The organism is Fructilactobacillus sp. X3R2C1, assembly GCF_059901235.1.
In genome coordinates this window covers 106,333-127,467 of the sequence record NZ_JBWXVA010000001.1, presented here as the reverse complement: position 1 = coordinate 127,467, position 21,135 = coordinate 106,333, and the positions used below count along the sequence as shown (strand labels likewise).

Sequence of the window (21,135 nt, the reverse complement as noted above, 5' to 3'; positions counted from 1 at the left end):
TAACACTTTAAAATGGTAAAAAAAGTGTGGAAGAATCAACGTACCCGTGTGATACACGTTCAAACGTGTACATAACAATTATTCTAGGATATAATGGGAACGGTTTAAAAAGGAGTAGGATCGGAAATGGAGTTCCGTATAAAACGTTTCATTAAAAATGTAAACGTTTGTTATTTTTTGGCTTTTGTGGTCGTAGCCTTAATCTTTATTGGGATGTTTAGTTACGCATCCCCACTTTATTATTTTGATTATTCGCCCGACGTTAACTGTTTCTTTACGGTAGGCAAGGGTATGATGCACGGACTAGTTCCGTACAAGGATGTTTTTGAGCAAAAGGGGCCATACGTTTATCTGCTTTATGGGCTCGCTTATTTAATCAGTCACTATTCGATTATTGGAATTACCATAGCAGAAATAATTGCGTTAGCAACCTCGTTATTTTTGGTTTTTAAAACCGCTCATTTATACGTTAGTAAACCAACTGCTTCAATTTTGGCACTTATAACGCCCTTTTTCTTAATGTTTCAAGAGTATTTTACCTATGGTGGCCTGGCGGAAGAATTCGTCTTTCCGATGATTTTATCGGCCATTTATTTAACTTTTAAAGCATGCCACAATCATTTTGCGATTAGTAACGTGAACTGGTTAGTTCAGGGATTCCTAGTTGGGGTGGTTTTTTTATCTAAATACACGCTGTTGGGCACTTGGATTGCTTTTTACATTATTTTTGCGCTGGTTTATTTGTATCATAAAAAGTTTAGTAGTCTTTTTAAGATGATTCTTTCAAGTGGCGTTGGTTTTTTGGCCGCGATAGTACCCTGGGGAATTTATTTTCTCGTTACTAACTCGTTTAAAGCCTTTTACGATGTTTATTTTGTTTCCAACATGACGGTTTATAGCACCTCAGCTAATGGTGGAATTTTCACGAAGATTGCTGGCTCACTAGCCATTTTTAGTGAATTTTTAATTGATAAACCGCAACTCTTTGTTTTGGGTGCAATTCCGTTAATTCTTTTTGTCGTCTTTAGCCATGGGGCGGAAAAGAATATTTTTTTGTGTATGATGTTTGTGAGTGCTTTTTTTGCTGTTTACAGCTATACCCCAGACACCCTATACGTCTATTACCAATTAGCGTTTATGCCGTATGTTCTTGTAACGTTGGTCGTTTTAATTGCTAAAGGACTAAATTATAAGCAAATTACATTGCCTAATAAGCGACTTATTTCGACATTTGTTTTGATGACGCTTTTAGTCCTGTTCTTTACCATGGGGGTTAACGGCAATTTTCAAAAATCAAAATTATTTCCGAATAACAATCAGGAAACGCTGGATCCTAGTGATCCTCAGACCGCGCAAAAGAAGTTTGGCAAAATTATTAGAAAAGAGAGTAAGGGAACTCCAACCCTTCTCAACTACGGATATCTTGATCTTGGCATGTACACGGTTTCAGGAGCACTTCCCACGCAGTATTATTTCCAGATCAACAATATCTCGTATGATAAGAACCCGAAAATGGTCGAGTCACAAAATAAAGTTGTTAAAAAGAAGGCGGTTGAATGGATTGTCGTAAAGACTAATCAAGCTGATTCAATCAAAACATACTTTGGCAGACACGATTCTACTAGGCCAGCATCCAAAACCCTGTTAGAGAATTATCGGGTCGTATCCACTCATGAACAAAAGGCTCCCAATAATCGGAAGTCAGTATATTGGTTACTAAAAAGAAAAGTATAATCTTAAAATAAGGTTATGAAGTCTGGCGTCTCCGCGTTTGAGTGGAGGAATGTGGTATAATTGCTTTTATTATTGAGTGTGAGCTTAAATTCTTAATGATTGGAAGAACAATGTATGTTAAAAAAACTAAAAACTAAACCTTATTTATTTGGTTTAACGTTTGTAGTAATGAGTATTATCATAATTCTACTTTTGTCATTTGCTTCACCGTTCTATTATTTTGATACCTCACCCGACAGTAATAATTTTTTCACTGTCGGTAAAGCAATGTTTCACGGAATCATTCCATATAAGGATGTTTTTGAGCAAAAAGGGCCATTTGTTTATTTGCTTTACGGACTAGCCTCACTGATTACAAAACGATCGCTTGTTGGGATGGTACCGTTTGAGATTATTGCGATGATTATTATTATGACCATGGCTTACAAGATTGCTAGATTATACTTGTCACAAAATTGGTCATTTGTAATTTCATTGTTCATGCCAGTTTTTTCCGTGCTTCAGCCATTTTATGACTATGGTGGTTCGGTTGAATTCTTCGTGTTCCCGGCCGTTTTATATTTGATTTATGTTGCTTTAAAGGCTTGTCAAAATGATTTTGATATCAAATGGTGGGAATGGATGATTCAGGGATTCATGGTCGGAGTGGTCTTCTTTTCGAAGTACACTTTACTTGGTCCATGGATTGGATTTTATGTCTTTATGTTTATCTTCTATGTTTACCATCGTCGCTTTAAAGAAATGTGGCGATTGATTTTCTTTAGTGGACTCAGCTTCTTAATCGCACTTATTCCATGGTTGATTTATTTCTTAGTAACAGGGAGTTTTAAGTCCTTTATCCACGTTTACTTTACCATTAACATGACCGTTTACGGTTCATCGGGAATTGTACCAACTAAGATTCTAATGGCAACTGGATTCTTTATGAAGTTTCTGACGCAGTATCCGATCACGGTGGTCTTTGGTCTCTTGGGCTTAATCTATGTTTTATTTGACCATGAAATCTTTAAAGATGGAATTTCAAAGTCGCTTTTCTTGTTCATGATGATTGTAAATGCGATTGTAGCAGTTTACGGTCACACCTTTGGTAAAATCTATCAGTACTATCAATTAGCTTATTTCCCATTTATCATGGTGACAACTATCTTTGTACTGGTGTTTTTTATCAGACACTTTGAATCTAACAGAAAGCTCGCTCTCCCTTGGACGTTTGTTTTCGTAACGCTATGTATGGCCTTAACCTTTGTCCTTGGATCAAACAATAACTTTATTTACTCGAAGTTGCATCCCCAAAACTTATACGTTACTCTTAATCCTAAGAAAGGTGAGTACCAACAGCCTGCTCAAGTTTCGTTTGGAAAGATTATTAGAGACGAAAGTAAGGGAACACCGACCCTTTTAACTTACAGTCGTTTAGAAAATGGTTTTTACACCAGTTCTGGTGCATATCCAACTCATTACTTCTTCGAACGTAATAATATTCCTAGCCGCGCTTATCCTAAAATGATGAGATCAGCTAACAAGGTGGTTCGAAAGAAACAAGTTCAATGGTTGGTAATTAGGGTTGATAATACAAGCAACAAGAGTAATGCTGAGTTGTACAAGTACATGAGCAGTGGTTCTAGAAAGGGTGGACGTGATGCGCTAATTAAGAATTATAAATTGCGTAGTAGTCATGCCCAAATGTTTGAGGAAAGACGAGCTACCTATTACTTGTTTGAAGCTAGGTCCAAGCCTAACCCCAATGCAAAGAAAATGATAAAAGAACATAAGTTTTATTAAATTAGTGGAGTTTGTCAAATTGGCAAACTCTGCTTTTTTTGAGGGATACCGGAGGTTATATGGAATATTTAGCAACAATTGGATTGATTTTACTTTCAACGTTGATTTTAGGAGTTTTAAGTCAAAGGATTGGGATGCCAGCGGTGGTAGGAGAGATTATGGCCGGCTTATTAATTGGACCCGCGGTTTTGCACCTAGTCAGTTTAAATCACCTGGTTTCGGTTGGATCCGAAATTGGGGTCATCTTTTTGATGTTTATTGCGGGATTAGAATGTGACTTCGAATTGGTCAAGAAGTACTTAAAGCCGGCCGTTAGCGTTGCTATCTGTGGGGTCATTTTACCGGTGGTCGCTTTTACCCTTTATGGTCAACTACTAGGCCAAGGAATTGAAAGAGCGCTCTTTTGGGGAGTGATCTTTTCGGCTACTTCAGTATCCATTAGTGTCGAAGTGCTTCAGGAGTTTGGCAAGTTGAAATCGGTCGCGGGAGCAACCATTTTAGGGGCCGCGGTAGTTGACGATGTGATTTCAATTATTTTGTTGAGTGTTTTTTCCAGTGTGTTTGGGACGGAATCAGGATCTAAAAATTTGTTTGTTCTGTTTACGTTTCAAATCTTGTTTTTTGGATTGATTTTTGTTGTCATTAAATGGATTGCACCTTGGCTCATGCGGTTAGCCGACCTTCTTCCTGCCAATTCAGCCGTGTCGATTATGGGGATTAGCATTTGTTTGATCATGGCATATCTGGCAGAAGCGGCCAATCTGAGCACGGTGTTAGGGGCTTTCTTTGCTGGAATTGCAATTGGACGTACGCCGCTTCATGATCAGGTGATTCAAAGTGCTAATCGAATTGGTTATTCCTTCTTTATTCCAATCTTTTTTGCCGCAATTGGGATGGAGATGAGTTTTAAGGGGCTCTCTAGCACGTGGTTGATTGTTGTAATAATGACGATCTTAGCGGTTCTTACCAAATGGATTGGGTGTGGAATTGGAGCGAAATTAACTGGATTGACCCTAAAAGATGCCAACGTAGTGGGTGCCGGAATGGTATCAAGAGGTGAAATGGCTCTTATTGTGGCTCAGATTGGACTATCTAGTCATCTGCTTGCTTCTGAACTTTACTCCGAAATTATTATGGTAATTGTACTTTCAACGATTCTTTCACCAATTATGCTTAAGTTCAGTATTAAATCAGTGTAGTTTTTGATTTTTTGGTACAATGAAAGAAACAAATAAATGGGGCATTTTTATGATTAATGAAATTGATGGTGGAACGATTGTTTTTCAACTTAAGGAAAATCAACCACTATATTTACTTTTAAAAAGTGCAACTAGTGATTTTTGGGGATATCCCAAGGGGCACGTCGAGGGAAATGAGACATTACAACAGGCTGCTAAACGTGAATTAAGAGAAGAAACGGGAATTCATGCTGAAATTGATGATGGTTTTGATGTAAAGGTCGAGTATGACATGAAGAATGGCCACCACAAAGTGGTAACTTTCTTTGTGACGGAGGTTCCGGTTGACACTTCGGTTACCAGACAGAAGGAAGAGATTAGTGAAGATCGTTGGTGCACCTACGAAGAAGCTTTGAAGTTAGTCACATACGATAACTTACTTCCACCACTTAAAAAGGCCAATGAATACATTGAGGACCACTATGTCAAATAAACGATTTGTAATTGTGATTACTGGAGCCGCTGGCACTGGTAAGACCACTATCTCGGATTATTTAATGAAAAAGTATGGAATTCCTAAGGTGATTACCCATACGACCAGAGCACCACGGGATCAAGAGCAAGATGGAGTGGATTATTATTTTGAATCACCGACAAGTTTTAAAAAACTTCATCTTTTAGAATCAGTAAGATATTCGGGGCACTGTTATGGATCATCATACGAAGGGTTAGATCGCGCTTTTTTAAAGTCTCCCATTGTTTCAATTGTGTTAGACACGAAGGGTGCAATTACGTACAAGGATCGATTAGGAGTAGAAGCGGTTGTCATTTTTTTGAAAGTTAAAGATCCGGCTGAGCTTAAAAAGCGCATGATTGATCGCGGGGATACTCTGGCTCAGATTCAAGTTCGAATGGAAAGTAAAGAAGACGCGCGTGATTTAAAGCTTCCAGCTGCTTTAAAAAATCGGTCAATTGTGATTGATAATGAGAAATGGAGTCAAACTAAGAATCAGATTGATCAAATTGTACTAAATTTAAAAAGACAACTTTAAAGAAATCTTTTATCGACTGGAATAAATTCTTTACTTTTAAGTGCAATAATTAAGTTTCACAAAAGAGAATATACGTTGAGAGGATGATTAAATGCCAAATCGAGTACCACCATTTCTTACTCCATTTGCCATTATTTCAATTTGTTTAGCGTTAGGAGCCACTAATATTGTTGTCAATAAAGCAACCAATACCCACGAGGGTGCTAAAGTCACTACCCATCAAAGCCAGAAACGTTCTATTTTTGACTTTAAGAAGAATGATGATAATAATAAGGGTACTAAGAACCAGAACTCGAATTCTAATGACGATAATAGTAAAAATGAATCCAATAGTTCTGGGGCTAAACAAGATAATATGAATAATAACAATAACGATGGTAATAGTAAGTCACCAAATAATGAACAAGGGAAAACAACTTCTGGTGGACAGGAGCAAAATAATTCGACCAGCACGAATGGAAATAATTCGGAGACTGGTAATAACAATCAAAAGACAACTGATAATAACGGTGGAAATGCCGAAAAATCAAGTCAGAATACCGGAAATAACGGCAATTCTAATAATGGTACGGGGACTACTTCTAACAATACTCAGAATAATACCCAAGCCAATACGACTAATCCTGGGGGTGAACATTAATGTTTAGTTTTCTAGATATTATTAATCATTATCTTGGATATATAACGATTGAAACAAACACTAAAAGCCGAATTTACGTAATTTTAGGGATTCTAGGCGACTTTTACCTTTTGTACGTTGCCTACCGTTTTGTTGTAAATGGCTTTATGATTAGGGGGGTTCTGGTCTTCTTAGTTGTCTTGATTTTAGCGTACTTCTTGTACCTAAACATCATGTATTACTTTACTAAAAAACGGGCGAAGTTTGATGTTACCCCGGTCATTAATAAGGTCTTGCACATTCAGCCCAAGGAAACTGATCAGCAAACCGAGGCTCGTAGTGGAAGTCGTCGTTATCGCAATATTCCCGCCAACGGTTTATTTGATGAAAGAAAAACGATGCCAGCTAAATTGGAATCGACAATTAGTGAGCGCCATAACGTTCATCAGTTAGCCGATACCATGATTACCAAAAAAGTTGCAAGTGATGACTACAATGGATTAGGCGATCGGGCGCTTCTTTCCGAAATTAAAGCTAATCCTAAGCATCGCGTCTACGCTTTGGGTGATGGAGTGTTAATCCCTTACTTTGATTTAAGAGAAGAAAACGGAAAGTATGAAGTCTATGCCGGAATGAATCAGGTTAATTGTGAACCCGTTGGCCACATTGTTAAGGCTGGTTTTGAAGATATTCAAAAAATCGATAAGAATAAAGTCAAGTTGTATCTAGCTGAAGCTTTTTTGGTTGGAGGAAAATACAAGACTTCTGGTCGAGCCGGCTTAATTGATGGAGCTGACGACTATGCGGTTCAGATTAAAATTGCATATCAGAAAAAATAAGAGATCTCATTTGAGATCTCTTATTTTTTAACCTTATTTCTTTTGAGAATAACTTCAAAGTAATAGATTGGAATCCCGAGTGCAACGATTCCCAGTGAGCAAACGACTCCATAGAAGTCTGATCCAATTTCTGAACAGATTACGAAAAGGGATGCCAAAATAGCTACGATTGGTGTGAATGGATATAGTGGAACTGAGAAGACTCGCTTTCGGTCGGGGTGACGTTTTCTAAGGATGAAAACCCCGAAGAACGCCATCACGTAAAAACAATAGACAGTAAAGATACATAGTTCTGAGAGTCGGTCGGCATCAAAGAAACAGATCATGATGATTACAATGATCAGAACAGCAGCAATTGATACCACTGGCGTTCTGGTCTTTGGATTGAGGTAAGCTAACTGCTTAGAGAACGGAAGTTGATTTTCTTTCGCCATGGCATACATGATACGGGGAAAGGTCATGATTTTTCCGTTCATGCAACCGATGATTGAGATGATGATACCGATACTTAAAATCTTCCCACCAATCATTCCAAAATCTTTGTTAGCCATGTATGGAATGGCATTTGTTCCAAGATCATGAATTTTCTCGGGACCAATGCTTTTTAAAACACCGTATGAAACTAGCATATAAATGGCAATGACAATTAAAATTCCGAAGGTGATAGCACGTGGTAGCATCTTTTTAGGGTTTTTGATTTCTCCACCAAGGTTAGCAACTAGGATCCACCCGTCAAAGGCAAATAGAGTGGCTAACATGGCAACTCCAAAACCACCAACTGAGGAGTGGACGTCACTAACACTTTGAGTAAAAGCATTAGCGTGACCAAAGAAAAGTCCGAAGATAATAAGCGCTGCGACTGGGACGAGCTTACAAATTGTGGTAATAATTGAAAAAGCAGCTCCAAATCGATTGGGAAAGGTATTTAATAGACCAACCGCAACAACTGCAATGATAGCTATCGGAATGTTCCATTCTGGTGAAATATGGAAAAAGTCACCTAATAGGATGGCAAGATAAGCTCCAAGTGAAGCGATCATTGCGGGACCATAAACAATAATCTGCATCCATCCAGATAAGAAGCCCCAAAACTTGTTATAAATGACTTCCATGTATGCATATAGTCCACCGGTTTCTGGAATTTGCGAGGCAATCTCGGCAATTGAAAGTCCCGCGGCTAAAGTCAGAAGTCCCCCGGCTAGCCAAGCCAGCATGGCACCATTTGCTGATCCTGCATCGTTTAGAACGGCAGCTTGTCTAACAAAGATTCCAACTCCGATGATGGTTCCAACTACAAGTGAGAGTGCGGACCAAATTCCTAAAGAACGGTTTAACTTTACATTGGACTCTTCTTTTGGTTTCTTCATATAAAATTCCTCCCTTTGAGAATAAAAAAAGTCCCTGACAACTAAATGTCAGGGACGCAAATTTGCGCGGTTCCACCCAAAATTCTCTGAAATTTTCAGAGCGCTTTTTGTTGCGTATTAATGTGTTTTAAGAGGTGGTTAAATAAAGATTAGTCAGCCAACTTCCAGAATAACGTCGGCTTCTCTTGGGCGGTTTCTTTAAATATTGTTCTCTTAAATTAGTATAGGACCATTTAACCGCGATCCATATTAAATGTCAATGTAATTTTATTAATTAACTTCGTATTTTTGGTATTTTTTGGCCGATGTTTCGGGAAGTTCAACTTTCAACTTCGTTCCCTGATCGGTGTAATCAGTCTGATAGACCGTTTCGTTTTCATTTAGGTCCGAAACTACTTGGCCACTACTGAAAGGGATGAGGTACGTCTTTTTGACGTAATCTTTAAACAAGTTTTGAGAAATTATGTCGATTAATAAATTAATTGAATCAGGGTCAAGAGCTGACATGATGATGTTATTGCCTTCACGAACGGGATAATTTTCTCCACTCTTATCAGCCTTATTAAAGACCTTAATCATGTTAATGTCGGGGACCCCGATTTCTCTTAGAGTTTTTTCAGTAGTTTGCATCATTAGTTCTTGATTTGGGTCAGAGTAGTCAACTACCTGTACCAAGAGATCAGCGTTGCTTGCCTCTTTTAAAGTTGATTTAAAGGCTTGAATTAGTTGATGCGGAAGTTGACTGACAAAACCAACCGTGTCGGTTGCAAGGAAACGTTTATGGTTTGGTAGCTCAATCTTTCGCACGCTGGTGTCCAAGGTGGCAAATAGCATGTTTTTAACGGTAACTTCTTTCTCCTCGTTTTCACCAAATCGTTTTACCAGTTGATTCATAATCGTGGATTTGCCTGCGTTGGTGTAACCAACAAGAGCAATGGTTTTCAAATCGTTTTGTTTGCGCTTTTTACTTTGAGTGTCGTATGATTTGTCAATTTCCTTTAATTCGTGACGAACGTGCGTGATTTGATGTTGAATGGTTCGACGATTCAATTCAATTTGGGTTTCACCAGCACCACGGTTAGCTAGTCCGCCACCAGCAGACTGTTGGTCTAATCGTTGACTAGCACTAGTACGGAGCCTTGGGAGTTGATAGTTTAGTTTGGCAAGCTGGACCTGTAACTTGGCTTCACGAGAACGAGCTCGATTGGCGAAGATCTCCAAAATTAGCCCAGTTCGGTCAATGATTTTAGCGTTGGTTAATTTTTCAAGGTTTCGAATTTGACTAGGACTGAGTTCATCGTTTGCCACAATGATATCTGTCCCAGACGTTTTGACGAGTTGTTCTAGAAATTCAACCTTACCTTTGCCGAAGTAGGTTGCTGGATCAGGGTGATCCAATTTTTGGGTCACAGTTTCAACGCTATGCATGTTGTTCGCGGTGACTAAGTTGTTAAGTTCCTCCATTGAGTACTGAAAATTAGCATCATTTAAATCTAAACCAATTGTAATTATATCAGTAAAGTTGTCGATCATTTATACTCCTTTAGACTGGATCTGAAATGTTGTTATAGTATTTGATAATATAATCGCCATCTTTATAATCAACTTTAGTGACGCTGCCATTCTGAATGGGTTCACTAATATCGATGTCACTAAAACGACTAACGATACTTCGAATGAGAGTTCCATGAACAGTAATGAGAATATCATCACCATCTTCAGCGTTGTTAACGATTTCGTCCAGCCCAGTTTGAACTCGTTTCCAAAACTGTGAATCATTTTCGGCATCCCCGTATGGATCGGCGTCAGCAATCATGTCGCGGGTCTTTTCCATCGTATAAGTGGCGATCATTTGACTGTATGAATCAGCGCCAGACGGCCCCCCAATGATGTGCCAAACTTGTCCCATGTCATTGCCCTCAAAGTATCCAAAATTCTCTTCTCTGAGGTTTTCCATTTCGATCGGTTCAACTAGTCCTGATGGATTTTCCTTTAGGATTAGTTCGGCGGTGTCACGGGCCCTTTTGGTATCACTACTATATGCCTTGTTGAAATCAACCTTATTAAGGTGTTTTCCAGCATCGATTGCATCGGTGATTCCCTTATCGGTTAAAGCTGAGTCTGCCCATCCCTGTAAACGATGGTAACGATTCAAATATGTTTGGCCGTGTCTGACAAAATATAAATTGATTGAAGTCATTTTTATTTCCCCCTGATTCACTAGTTGCTTAATTCTAGCATATTTTAACGTCCAAGATAAACGGGACGGGTGGAATTGGTATAATTTAGTAATCATTTGAAATAATCATTATATTGTTTTGCGTAAATCATCATGAACCAGATAAAAAATCCACTGACATCATCTTAGTCAGTGGATTAATTAATCTAATTTTGTGATGCTTCCGGGTTAAAATCACTTCTGATTTGAATTCCAGTTCCCTTTTGGGCTGAGAAAATAATTTGATCACCTAATCTTAGGATCGTCTCACCGGTCGGGTGAAGTAGTTTATGGTCGCGAAAGATTTCGTTAATAGTAATGTCACTACTAAAGGGAAGGTCTTTGACTGCTATGTTAGCCAAACTCGGATTAGTTAGTTTAACTTCATGGAGAACTGATTCGTTAGATTCAATCATCTTAAATGTTGACGGGACCTCAATCAACTCTCTTAGCATGGCAATATTAACGGCAAGGTTGTTATATATCTCAACTCCTAGAGAAAGGAGTTCATCTTGATGCTTATCAAGGACATCGCGATTTTCAAAACGAGCGATAACCCGTTTGACGCCATATTTTTTAGCCGACTTGGCCAATTCGTAACTTTTCTCTGAATCAAAGTAGGCCATAACGACGATATCGCAGTCAAAATAGCCGTTGTCAATTAAAAATCTTGGGTCAAGCTTAGAAACAAGATGAACGTTAGCCTGACTGTTATAGGAGCGGTAGTGCTCCTGATTATCAGTGTATACGTTAACGTCGTACCACCCAGTTGAAAGTTGTTGAGCGACTGGGATGGTAGTTAAGTTAACCCCAAAGAAATTAACCTTAATCTTAGGATAGGTTTCTGGTTCGACTTTAAAGGCCTTGTTAAAGACCAGTGGGCCAATGATACAGGTAATAATTGCTGCAAGCAAAAATGCCCCCGACTGTTGAGATGTGATCACTTTCATCCCCTTAGCAACTTGGAGAATTGCCAGAACCATGGTGATGGTTGCACTCGGAAGGGCCATTCCAGCCAGTGAGTTTTGCTTATTGAAACGTAACCTAAAGATGGGATAAAGTCCCAACTTCGCGATGATGTAACTAGCAAAGAAAACAGGGATTAGAACCAAAGTCGCTGGGTTTGACAGCAACTCTTTGACATTCAAACCAACACCACTCATGATAAAGAAGACTGGAATGAAGAGCCCATATCCGATTGAATCCAATCGATCTTTCGTGGTTTCGGATGGTTGTAGTAATTTATAGACCATTCCACCGATGAATGCTCCTAAGATGTCCTCTGATCCAACAAAGACGGCAATCGTTGATAGTAAAACGATGATGAAGAAGGCTAGCCGAATGTCAATCTGAGTGGTTGATTTATTGATTTGGTCTGAAACCTTGAAGAAACGTTTAAACCACCACAATAAAAAGCCCGCTACCACAAATAGAATCAGGATGAGCCATAGTGACTTACTGTCGGATCCAAATACCGAGGCGTAGATCGTCAGGGCAAAGATCGGTAAAACTTCACCAAGAGCAGCAATTAACAGAATGGTTTGGCCAAAGGCGCTTCCAGTGACGTCTTTTTCCTTTAAGGATGCGATGACCACGCCAAGTGAAATGGTAGCAAACAAGATTGAAGCTAACCAGAAGTCACTGAATAGTCCAGTTAGTTTACAGAAGTATCCTAGGATTAATGCTAGAATGATAACCGTTGCATACCCCATAAAGGCTAGTTGAACGGATGAAAATCGTGGAGCAGTTTTGCTTGATTTTTTTTCTAGTTCACTGGGATTTTTGTTTTTGGGTTTAAATAAGGAAAAATCGATTTCCATTCCACTCAAAAACAGTAGGACGATTACACCAATCTTGGAAAGAATGGATAAAATGTTTGAGTCGGAAACGATGTTGAATAAACTGGGTCCTAATATGATTCCAACTAAAATTTCAACGACTGCGGTTGGCAGCATTGAAATGTGGAATCGTGCCATCACTAATGGAGTTATTAGGGCTGCAAGTAAAACAATTACTAATGAGATTGAGTCCATATTACGATCACCTTGGTTTATATATTTTGTTCAGTTGAGTTAATATGTTAGAATATTTAATCAAGTTTAGCAAGCAGGAGGGATTATCCGTTGGAAAATTCAATTAAAGATGAAGAACAGAAGCACCTTGATTTTGTTGAAAGCAAAATTGAAATGGCAGAGGTCGATGCTGCTAAAAAAATTAAAAAAGCGAAGGGTGACCAATCGGAAATCCAAAAGAACTTTTTTAACGATGTTCGTTTAAAGACAAGTACATATAGTGGACAGATGGAGACGGGTGTCTCGGTTAGACAGCAACAGCAATTACTTTCGGAACGTGAGAACCGCTGGAAGAACGCCGCAAGGGATCTTGATACACTAAAACGGCTGGATCAAAATCCCTACTTTGCTCGAATTGATTTTCACGAAGAAGGCGAGAAACACACTGAAACCATTTACATTGGCCTAGCGTCATTTACCGATAATCCTGACGATTATCTGGTGTACGACTGGCGGGCACCTATTTCCAGTATTTACTATGATAGTGGAATTGGTGAAATGACGTATGATTCACCGGCTGGTCCCCAAAAGGTTGACGTCAAGTTAAAGCGACAGATTGAGATCAAGAACGGTAAGATTGAAACCATCTTTGATACAGACGAAGCCCTTGGAGACAACTTACTTCTAGAAAATCTCAGTCATCAGTCTGATACCAAAATGAAGAGCATCGTTACCACGATTCAAAAAGAGCAGAACCAGATCATTCGTGATACTGATTCTGATTTGCTTTTTGTTCAAGGAGCGGCCGGGTCAGGAAAAACAGCTGCTGTTTTGCAACGAATTGCATACTTACTTTATCGTTATCGTGGTAATTTGAATTCGGGCCAGGTAATCTTATTTTCCCCCAACCAACTTTTTAATGACTACATCAATGAGGTCTTACCTGAGTTAGGGGAACAAAATATGGTTCAGATGACGTACTACCAATACACCAACCGACGAGTTCCCCACTTGGAGGTTGAAACCATTGGTGAACGTTTTGTCGAAACTCATGAAAAACACCAACAAAAGGTGGTTGACTTCAAAAACAGCTTGGATTTCTTTGATCTAGTTGGAACGTACGCTCACCATTTAAATAAGGAAAACTTTCAGTTTAAAGACATTAAATTTGAAGATAATATCTTTATTTCTAAGGAAGATATTAGTGAAATCTACTATCGTTTTAACGAAAACTATAACTTACGGAATCGTTTGGAAGCTACCAAGGAAGAACTGAATAAGATTTTAAATCGTCACATTGGGAGTGAGATGAAAAAGAAGTGGGTCGAAGAAACCATTGAAGGACTTGACCAGCAACAACTTCAGGCCATTTACGCTAAATATGGCGAAAGTATGGATAATCCCGATAAGGAATATAACTTTTTGGCTAAAAAGATTGTCCAAAACGCTTTTAGAAACGTTAGAAAAGCCATTACTCGCGGTCGATTTGTTAGTATCAATCGCCAGTTCGTTAATCTAATCAGAAACGTTCCTAGAATTACCGACTTGAGCAAGTATGGAATTGATGAACAAGAATGGAATGACGGGGTTGAAAAATCAATTGAGCGATTAAAGAATGGCAAAATTAGTGATGCTGATATTTCAATTTATCTTTATTTGTATGATTTAATATCTGGGAAACGTCCTGATATTCACATGCGTTATTTGTTTGTCGATGAAGTTCAAGACTATACCCCATTTCAGTTGGCTTACCTCAAGTTTAATTTTCCAAGGGCTAAGTTTACTTTGCTGGGAGACCTCAACCAAGCGATCTTCACGCATGAGAGTAGTAACAGCCTTTTGCGTGAAATGAAGACGATGTTTGATCCTGAGAGGACCAAGGTAATCGAACTTAATAAGTCTTATCGTTCAACTGAACAAATCACTGATTTTACCAAGCATTTGATCCCAGATGGCAGTAAGATCCAGTCGTTTGCTAGAAGTGGTGAACTTCCTAAAGTTAACGTTGTCAAAGATTTTAATAAGGGAATAAACGTTTTAAAGAATACGATTCAGGTAAATGATCAGGCGAGTGATACCACGGCCGTCATTGCTAAATCGTTAGACGAGTGTCGACGAGTTCATGATGAGCTAAAAAAAGATGGGATTAAATCCACGTTGATTCAAACCGAAAATCAGCGGTTGGTCAAGGGTGTTATTGTTGTTCCGGCCTATCTAGCTAAGGGACTTGAGTTTGACGCCGTTGTAATGTGGAATGGTTCTAAAGAAGAATATCCAACGGAGCGTGATGACCAGTTAGTGTACACAATTTGTAGTCGTGCTATGCACCGCCTGGACGTGATTTCAGTTGGGGAGTTATCACCAACGTTTAAGGACGTTCCAAAGGATGAGTATGATTTAGTAACCAAGTAGGTGAGTTTTGTTGAAGGATTTCTATGAATTCAGTAAAAATGAATGGAAACAGTTTTATCCAAATGAATCTGCTCCAATTACACAGGCTAACTTGGAAAGATTAAAGGCCTTTAATGATCAGATCTCACTTGATGATGTTTCTGATATTTACATGCCATTGGTACGTTTATTAGAACTGGCTTCTAAGCATTACCAAGATTGGGAGCTTACTGAAAGTGATTTTCTAAAACGTAAAACGCCTAAAATTCCATTTATCATCGGAATTTCGGGAAGTGTAGCTGTGGGGAAATCAACCGCAGCGCGTTTGCTTCAATACCTTTTTACCGATTTATTACCAGATATGAAGACGCAACTAATCACGACTGATGGTTTTTTGTATCCAACGAAAGTCTTAAAAGAAAAAGGCATTCTTGATCGTAAAGGGTTTCCTGAAAGCTATGACATGGAATCATTGATTCAATTTTTGGTTAAGATTAAGGCCGGTGTGAAAGAAGTAAAAGCACCAGTTTACTCTCATCAAACGTATGACATTATTCCTCATCGTTATGATGTCATCACTAATCCCGACATTTTAATCATTGAAGGAATTAACACGCTTCAAATTCCTGATCATCAGAAACTCTATATTGGTGATTTTACTGATTTTTCGATCTATATCGATGCTAATCCAGATCTGATTGAGACTTGGTACCTTAATCGTTTTAAGAAGTTAATGAAAACGGCTTTTCAGGATCCAACTAATTATTACTATAAGTACGCAAAAGAGGAGCCAGAACAGGCGGTTAAAATGGCGGGAAACGTTTGGAAAACCGTCAATTTACCGAACTTAAAGGAGTACATTTTACCAACACGTGAAAGAGCCAACCTTATTATTCATAAAGGTGTGGGGCATATCGTTGATAAAGTTTATCTTAGGAAATATTAAAATAAAAATCGCTCGATCGTTATAATTCAATGATTGAGCGATTTTTTATTGAGAAATAGATTAAATGGTTGCAAAGTTTACAGATGTAGATTATGATTAACATTGAATTTACAGATGTAAACCATGAATTGGAGGTGAATTATTTGGATCAAACCAAAAAAATTGAAGAAATTACGCCCGCTGAATGGCAAATTATGCGGTTGATTTGGACGATGGGAGATAGCTCATCACGAAAAATCATTGACACGATTACGAAAAAACGTGATTGGAAAGAGTCAACGATTAAAACGTTACTTAGTCGATTGGTTAAGAAAGGTTTGTTAACTCGTTCTAAAAAGGGAGGCTATTTCGTTTATTCGCCCACTGTTAACGAACAGAATGCGATGAATCTAAGTGCTGAAGAACTTTTTGAACAAATGTGCGACATGCGTAAAGGCCAGACCATTATGGATTTGATTAGCCAAAGTAAGATTAGTAAGAGTGATATTCACAAGTTGGGTGAAGTTTTGAGACAAAAGCTAAAAACCGCCCCCGATAAAGTGGATTGTAACTGTTTACCAGGCGATATGGGCATGGATTGTCAATAGAAAGGAGCTTTTTAATGAAGGATATGGACAATGGAAAACATGATTCAATGGGGAAAATGAATATGAATCATGATAACCATAATATGAAAAATATGAACCCCAAAGACAATGATAATAGTCAAATGAACATGAAGGGTAATTCTAAAATGAAAATGGATCATGGATCTATGAACATGGGAAACGGTTCAATGGATATGGGCGGCGGCCACATGATGAACATGGGAAACTTCAAACGGCGCTTTTGGATTTCATTGATTATTACGATTCCCATCTTATTACTTTCTCCGTTTATGGGGATGAAGTTGCCGTTTCAGATTACTTTTCCGGGGTCTGATTGGATTGTAATGATTCTTTCAACCATTCTGTTCTTTTATGGTGGTCAACCATTCTTTAGTGGAGCCAAAAATGAGTTGAAAAGTCATGCTCCAGCAATGATGACGTTGATTACACTAGGTATTTCAGCTTCGTACTTTTATAGTTTGTATGCTTTTATTATGAATACCTTCATTAATCCAAACGGTCATGTGATGAATTTCTTCTGGGAACTAGCAAGCTTGATTGTCATTATGCTACTAGGTCACTGGATTGAAATGGATGCGGTCATGAATGCTGGCGATGCGCTTAAAAAGATGGCTGCACTCCTTCCAAGCACAGCCCATTTGGTTGAATCTAACGGAGAAACTAAGGATATTCAACTAGACCAGTTAAAAGCTGGCGACATTGTTTTGGTGCAACCGGGTGAAAAAGTTCCAGCTGACGGCGTGGTTGATTCTGGAACTAGTGCTGTAAACGAAGCCTTAGTAACTGGTGAATCGAAGGCAGTCACTAAGAAAAAGGGAAGTAAAGTAATTGGTGGATCCGTCAACGGTGATGGTAGTATGCAAGTCAAGGTTACTGCCACTGCAAAAGATGGATACTTAGCTCAAGTTATTAAAATGGTGCAAGCCGCCCAAAAGGAAAAGTCAAAGGCGGAAACGTTAGCTGACAAGGTTTCACGCTGGTTGTTCTATGGTGCCCTGATCATTGGAATCCTAGCATTGGTCGTTTGGACGATCCTAAGTGGATTAAGTTATGGACTGCAACGAATGATTACGGTCCTAGTTATCGCATGTCCTCACGCTTTAGGATTAGCGATCCCACTAGTTGTGGCCAGAAGTACCTCAATTGCCGCTCAGAATGGACTGTTAATCAGAAATCGTCAGTCAATTGAAGAGGTTAAACGTTTGGATTACGTCTTTATGGATAAGACTGGGACTCTGACTGAAGGAGTCTTTCAAGTCAATGATGTAATCTCTGATTCCGATATGAGTAACGAAGAACTTTTGACTAAATTTGCTGATCTTGAAGCTAATTCTAGTCATCCTTTAGCTGCTGGAATCCTAGCTAAGGCTAAAAAGGAGCAAGTTTCCGTCGTCCCAGCCAAAAACGTCCAAGCCATTCAGGGAGTTGGACTAACGGGACAAATTGATGGAAAAGAGTATAAGATTGTAACCGCTAAGTATCTGACTGATAATCACTTGGACTACGATCATAAACAATTTGATAATCTTGCTAGTCAGGGCAATTCGATTAGTTACTTGGTAAGTGATGATAAAGTACTTGGGGTGATTGCTCAGGGAGATGTTCTTCGTCCTAAGTCAATTGACTTAATTAAGGCACTTAGAAGAATGAACATTACTCCTGTGATGCTCACTGGTGATAATGACTTGGCCGCTAAGCGAGTTGCTCATCAGTTGGGTGATATTGATTACCGTTCGGAACTTCTCCCTCAAAACAAGGAAGAAATCATCAAAGAGTACCAGAGCAAAGGCAATGATGTCATGATGGTTGGTGATGGTATCAATGACGCTCCCAGTTTGTCACGTGCTAACATTGGAGTGGCTATCGGTGCTGGAACTGATATTGCCATCGAATCAGCTGACGTTGTTTTGGTTAGAAGTGATCCAGAAGATATCATTGACTTCTTGGATCTTGCCAGAGCAACTAACCGGAAAATGGTTGAAAACCTCTGGTGGGGAGCTGGCTACAATATCATTGCAATGCCACTTGCTGCTGGGATCTTAGCTCCAATTGGAATTATCCTTTCGCCAGCCGTTGGGGCCTTGATTATGTCAGCTTCAACCATCATTGTGGCTGTGAATGCTTTCACCCTTCATATGGGAAAGATTAAAGAATAAACAATTAATTAGTCGATTAAGCAAGAGTGGCTTTCATTTGCCACTCTTTTTTTGTATAATCGATCCATTAAGTAATAAATTAAGTAACAAGGGATGGTGGGTGTTCATGGATCAACAAAAGAAAAAGTATTCCCCGATGATGAAGTTTTCGTTGTTGGCGGTTTCGTTAGTTTTAGCGTCATCACTGTCAGTTTCAGCGGAAGTACCACAATGGCAGCGTGCATTTCCAGGGCATTCATATTCAAGTATTGAGTTAATTGCCACCATGCCAGCTTTAGCAGTGATCATCTTCTTGCTTGGAAGTAGTTGGATTGCTAAAAAGATTGGTGCCAAAAGAACCGTTATACTCGGGTTGCTGGTCAGCGGAATCGCTGGAGTGATTCCTATTTTTGTTACTAATTATTATGTAATGCTTATTTCACGATTTGCTTTTGGAATTGGACTTGGTTTGTTGAATGGACTGGCCGTTAGTCTGATTGGAACCTTCTTTAAGGGAAAAGAAAAGAATCAACTGATGGGAGTTAGAAGTGGATTTGAGATGTTGGGTAATGCCATTTCAGCGTACGTTGCTGGTGCATTACTAGTTGATTTTGGTTGGCATAGTGCTTTTCTAATTTATACCTTGGCATTTCCGGTTGCCATCTTGTTTTTCTTCTTTGTTCCGTCACCACCAAAAGTGGAACATTATCAAGCGGAACGAAAAAACAAATACTTTCCAAAGATTAATACTGATGTTCTTTTCTGGACCATGCTACTTGCTGGATATCAAATTACGTATGTGGGTGCCACCGTTCGAATTGCTGAATTTATTGAAGGAACCGGGATTGGTTCCACACAACAGTCAGCGGTTGTTATCAGTATTGCGCCAATCTTTGGTTTAGTTGGTGGTATAGTCTTCAGTATGGCACTGATGAAGTTGAAGAAATATTTATTGCCCGTCGGAATTATTGCTAGTGGATTTTGTCAGCTATGGATTGGGTTATCACACTCGTTCTTTAGTGCGGCGCTTGGCTTTTTCCTAGTAACTTTTCTTGATGCGATTGTGGTTTCCTACATTTTAAACATTGCAACTGAAATTTCATCCAAAGGAACTCTGAACTTAACCACTTCCATCTTGTTGATTGGTAGTAATTGTGGAATCTTTTTAGCGCCGATTGCTTTAGGTGGGATTGATTCGGTATTTAGTTCCAATAAGCCCGCATTAACCTTTGTGGTTTGTGGAATTATTCTACTAGCTATGGGAGCCGTTGGTGTATGGGATATTAAATTTTTACGCAGAAAAATATTTAATTAGGGCAGTGCATCTGATGCATCGCCTTATTTATTTTGGTCAAAGGAGCAAAAAACCATGAAAGTTAATTTTAAAAGTTCTCATACTAGTCCCATATCGCTCAAGGCCTTTTTGAGTCAACATGGGATTAGTCATCGGATGTATGCAGACTTAAAGCGAGCGAAAAATGCTTTTAAGATTAATGCTAAGACCGTCAAGCCGTCGGTTAACGTTTCCTTTGATGATGTCGTCTCTGTCTTTCTCCCAAATGAATTATCTGATCCACGAATTGCGGTTAGTTTTGAACCAATTAATGTAATTTACGAAGATGAGAATTGGCTAGTGGTTAATAAAGAAGCTGGGTTAACGTCGGTTCCAGGCCCAAGCAACCAATCCGATACACTGGTGAATCGGATTAAGGGCTATTTAATAAACGAAGAGGCCGCAAATTTACGACCACACATTATTACACGTTTGGATCGGTTTACTAGTGGAGTGGTCTTAGTTGCTAAAAATCGTTTGGCAAATAGTTATGCCAATGAAGAGCTGAATCGTCATGAAATTGATAAGCGATACCTAGCAATCGTTTCTGGCAAAATGACACAAAAGCACGGAATCATTGACCAACCAATTGGGCGAATTGGTGATAACTTTGCGAGACAAGTGACTACGTTGGGAAAAGCCGCACAGACGGAATACTGGGTTAAAAAAGACTTAAGTGATGCATCACTATTAGAAATTAAACTTCACACTGGGCGTACCCATCAGATTCGGGTTCACATGACATCGATTGGTCACCAGCTACTTGGTGATGGACTTTATCATGGTCCACTTGATCGGGGAATTAAACGCCAGGCGTTACATGCTTTTACGCTTTCTTTCTTTGATCCGTTTCAAGGACGGCAGTTAAGTTTTGAAGCCAAGTTGCCTGATGATATGGAAAAGGTAATTTCCAAAAATTAG

At 39.0% G+C, this 21,135-nt stretch carries 17 protein-coding genes; 13 read left to right on the top strand and 4 right to left on the bottom strand.

Annotated elements, in window-relative coordinates:
* Positions 1 to 126: 126 nt before the first annotated feature.
* The 7 genes from AC6UDB_RS00670 (at position 127) to AC6UDB_RS00640 (ending at position 7,204) form a co-directional block, all read left to right on the top strand.
* Positions 127 to 1,734, top strand: a complete 1,608-nt coding sequence (locus tag AC6UDB_RS00670; protein WP_500696506.1) for an ArnT family glycosyltransferase — start codon at positions 127 to 129, stop codon at positions 1,732 to 1,734.
* Positions 1,735 to 1,848: 114 nt separating this feature from the next.
* On the top strand, positions 1,849 to 3,516 hold the full coding sequence (locus AC6UDB_RS00665; protein ID WP_500696507.1) for a glycosyltransferase family 39 protein: 1,668 nt from the start codon (positions 1,849 to 1,851) through the stop codon (positions 3,514 to 3,516).
* A 59-nt stretch (positions 3,517 to 3,575) separates the two neighbouring features.
* Positions 3,576 to 4,715 (top strand): cation:proton antiporter, encoded by a 1,140-nt coding sequence (locus tag AC6UDB_RS00660; protein ID WP_500708869.1) that lies wholly within the window; start codon positions 3,576 to 3,578, stop codon positions 4,713 to 4,715.
* Between the two features lie 49 nt (positions 4,716 to 4,764).
* Entirely contained in the window at positions 4,765 to 5,187 is a 423-nt protein-coding gene (locus AC6UDB_RS00655) for a bis(5'-nucleosyl)-tetraphosphatase (protein ID WP_500707298.1), read from the top strand.
* Positions 5,177 to 5,746, top strand: coding sequence for a guanylate kinase (locus AC6UDB_RS00650; protein ID WP_500693500.1), 570 nt, complete (start codon positions 5,177 to 5,179; stop codon positions 5,744 to 5,746). Before AC6UDB_RS00655 ends, AC6UDB_RS00650 begins: the two co-directional genes overlap by 11 nt.
* Positions 5,747 to 5,837: 91 nt before the next feature.
* Positions 5,838 to 6,386, top strand: a complete 549-nt coding sequence (locus tag AC6UDB_RS00645) for a hypothetical protein (protein WP_500696509.1) — start codon at positions 5,838 to 5,840, stop codon at positions 6,384 to 6,386.
* A complete protein-coding gene (locus tag AC6UDB_RS00640; RefSeq protein WP_500696510.1) occupies positions 6,386 to 7,204 on the top strand; it encodes a DUF6681 family protein in 819 nt (272 codons plus the stop codon). The genes AC6UDB_RS00645 and AC6UDB_RS00640 overlap by 1 nt, the downstream gene beginning before the upstream one ends.
* A gap of 20 nt (positions 7,205 to 7,224) precedes the next feature.
* Here the strand turns inward: AC6UDB_RS00640 and AC6UDB_RS00635 are convergent, their stop codons facing one another.
* The 4 genes from AC6UDB_RS00635 to AC6UDB_RS00620 form a co-directional block, all read right to left on the bottom strand.
* Positions 7,225 to 8,571, bottom strand: a complete 1,347-nt coding sequence (locus AC6UDB_RS00635; protein ID WP_500708868.1) for an APC family permease — start codon at positions 8,569 to 8,571, stop codon at positions 7,225 to 7,227.
* A gap of 270 nt (positions 8,572 to 8,841) precedes the next feature.
* Entirely contained in the window at positions 8,842 to 10,104 is a 1,263-nt protein-coding gene (gene hflX / locus AC6UDB_RS00630; RefSeq protein WP_500708867.1) for a GTPase HflX, read from the bottom strand.
* 10 nt (positions 10,105 to 10,114) lie between these two features.
* The gene (locus AC6UDB_RS00625; protein ID WP_500708866.1) at positions 10,115 to 10,771 is read right to left on the bottom strand and encodes a histidine phosphatase family protein; all 657 of its coding nucleotides are present in this window, start codon (positions 10,769 to 10,771) and stop codon (positions 10,115 to 10,117) included.
* Positions 10,772 to 10,956: 185 nt separating this feature from the next.
* Positions 10,957 to 12,822 (bottom strand): cation:proton antiporter domain-containing protein, encoded by a 1,866-nt coding sequence (locus AC6UDB_RS00620; RefSeq protein WP_500708865.1) that lies wholly within the window; start codon positions 12,820 to 12,822, stop codon positions 10,957 to 10,959.
* 90 nt (positions 12,823 to 12,912) lie between these two features.
* Here AC6UDB_RS00620 and helD point away from each other — a divergent pair, with 90 nt between their 5' ends.
* The 6 genes from helD (at position 12,913) to AC6UDB_RS00590 (ending at position 21,135) form a co-directional block, all read left to right on the top strand.
* Positions 12,913 to 15,213 carry an RNA polymerase recycling motor HelD gene (gene helD, locus AC6UDB_RS00615; protein WP_500708864.1) on the top strand — a complete coding sequence of 767 codons (2,301 nt, stop codon included), beginning with the start codon at positions 12,913 to 12,915 and terminating at the stop codon, positions 15,211 to 15,213.
* A gap of 10 nt (positions 15,214 to 15,223) precedes the next feature.
* The gene (coaA, locus tag AC6UDB_RS00610) at positions 15,224 to 16,138 is read left to right on the top strand and encodes a type I pantothenate kinase (protein WP_500695250.1); all 915 of its coding nucleotides are present in this window, start codon (positions 15,224 to 15,226) and stop codon (positions 16,136 to 16,138) included.
* Between the two features lie 143 nt (positions 16,139 to 16,281).
* Positions 16,282 to 16,725, top strand: coding sequence for a CopY/TcrY family copper transport repressor (locus AC6UDB_RS00605; protein WP_500708863.1), 444 nt, complete (start codon positions 16,282 to 16,284; stop codon positions 16,723 to 16,725).
* A 14-nt stretch (positions 16,726 to 16,739) separates the two neighbouring features.
* Entirely contained in the window at positions 16,740 to 18,902 is a 2,163-nt protein-coding gene (locus AC6UDB_RS00600) for a heavy metal translocating P-type ATPase (RefSeq protein WP_500708862.1), read from the top strand.
* Between the two features lie 106 nt (positions 18,903 to 19,008).
* Positions 19,009 to 20,196, top strand: a complete 1,188-nt coding sequence (locus AC6UDB_RS00595) for an MFS transporter (protein WP_500693510.1) — start codon at positions 19,009 to 19,011, stop codon at positions 20,194 to 20,196.
* Between the two features lie 54 nt (positions 20,197 to 20,250).
* Positions 20,251 to 21,135, top strand: a complete 885-nt coding sequence (locus AC6UDB_RS00590) for an RluA family pseudouridine synthase (RefSeq protein WP_500708861.1) — start codon at positions 20,251 to 20,253, stop codon at positions 21,133 to 21,135.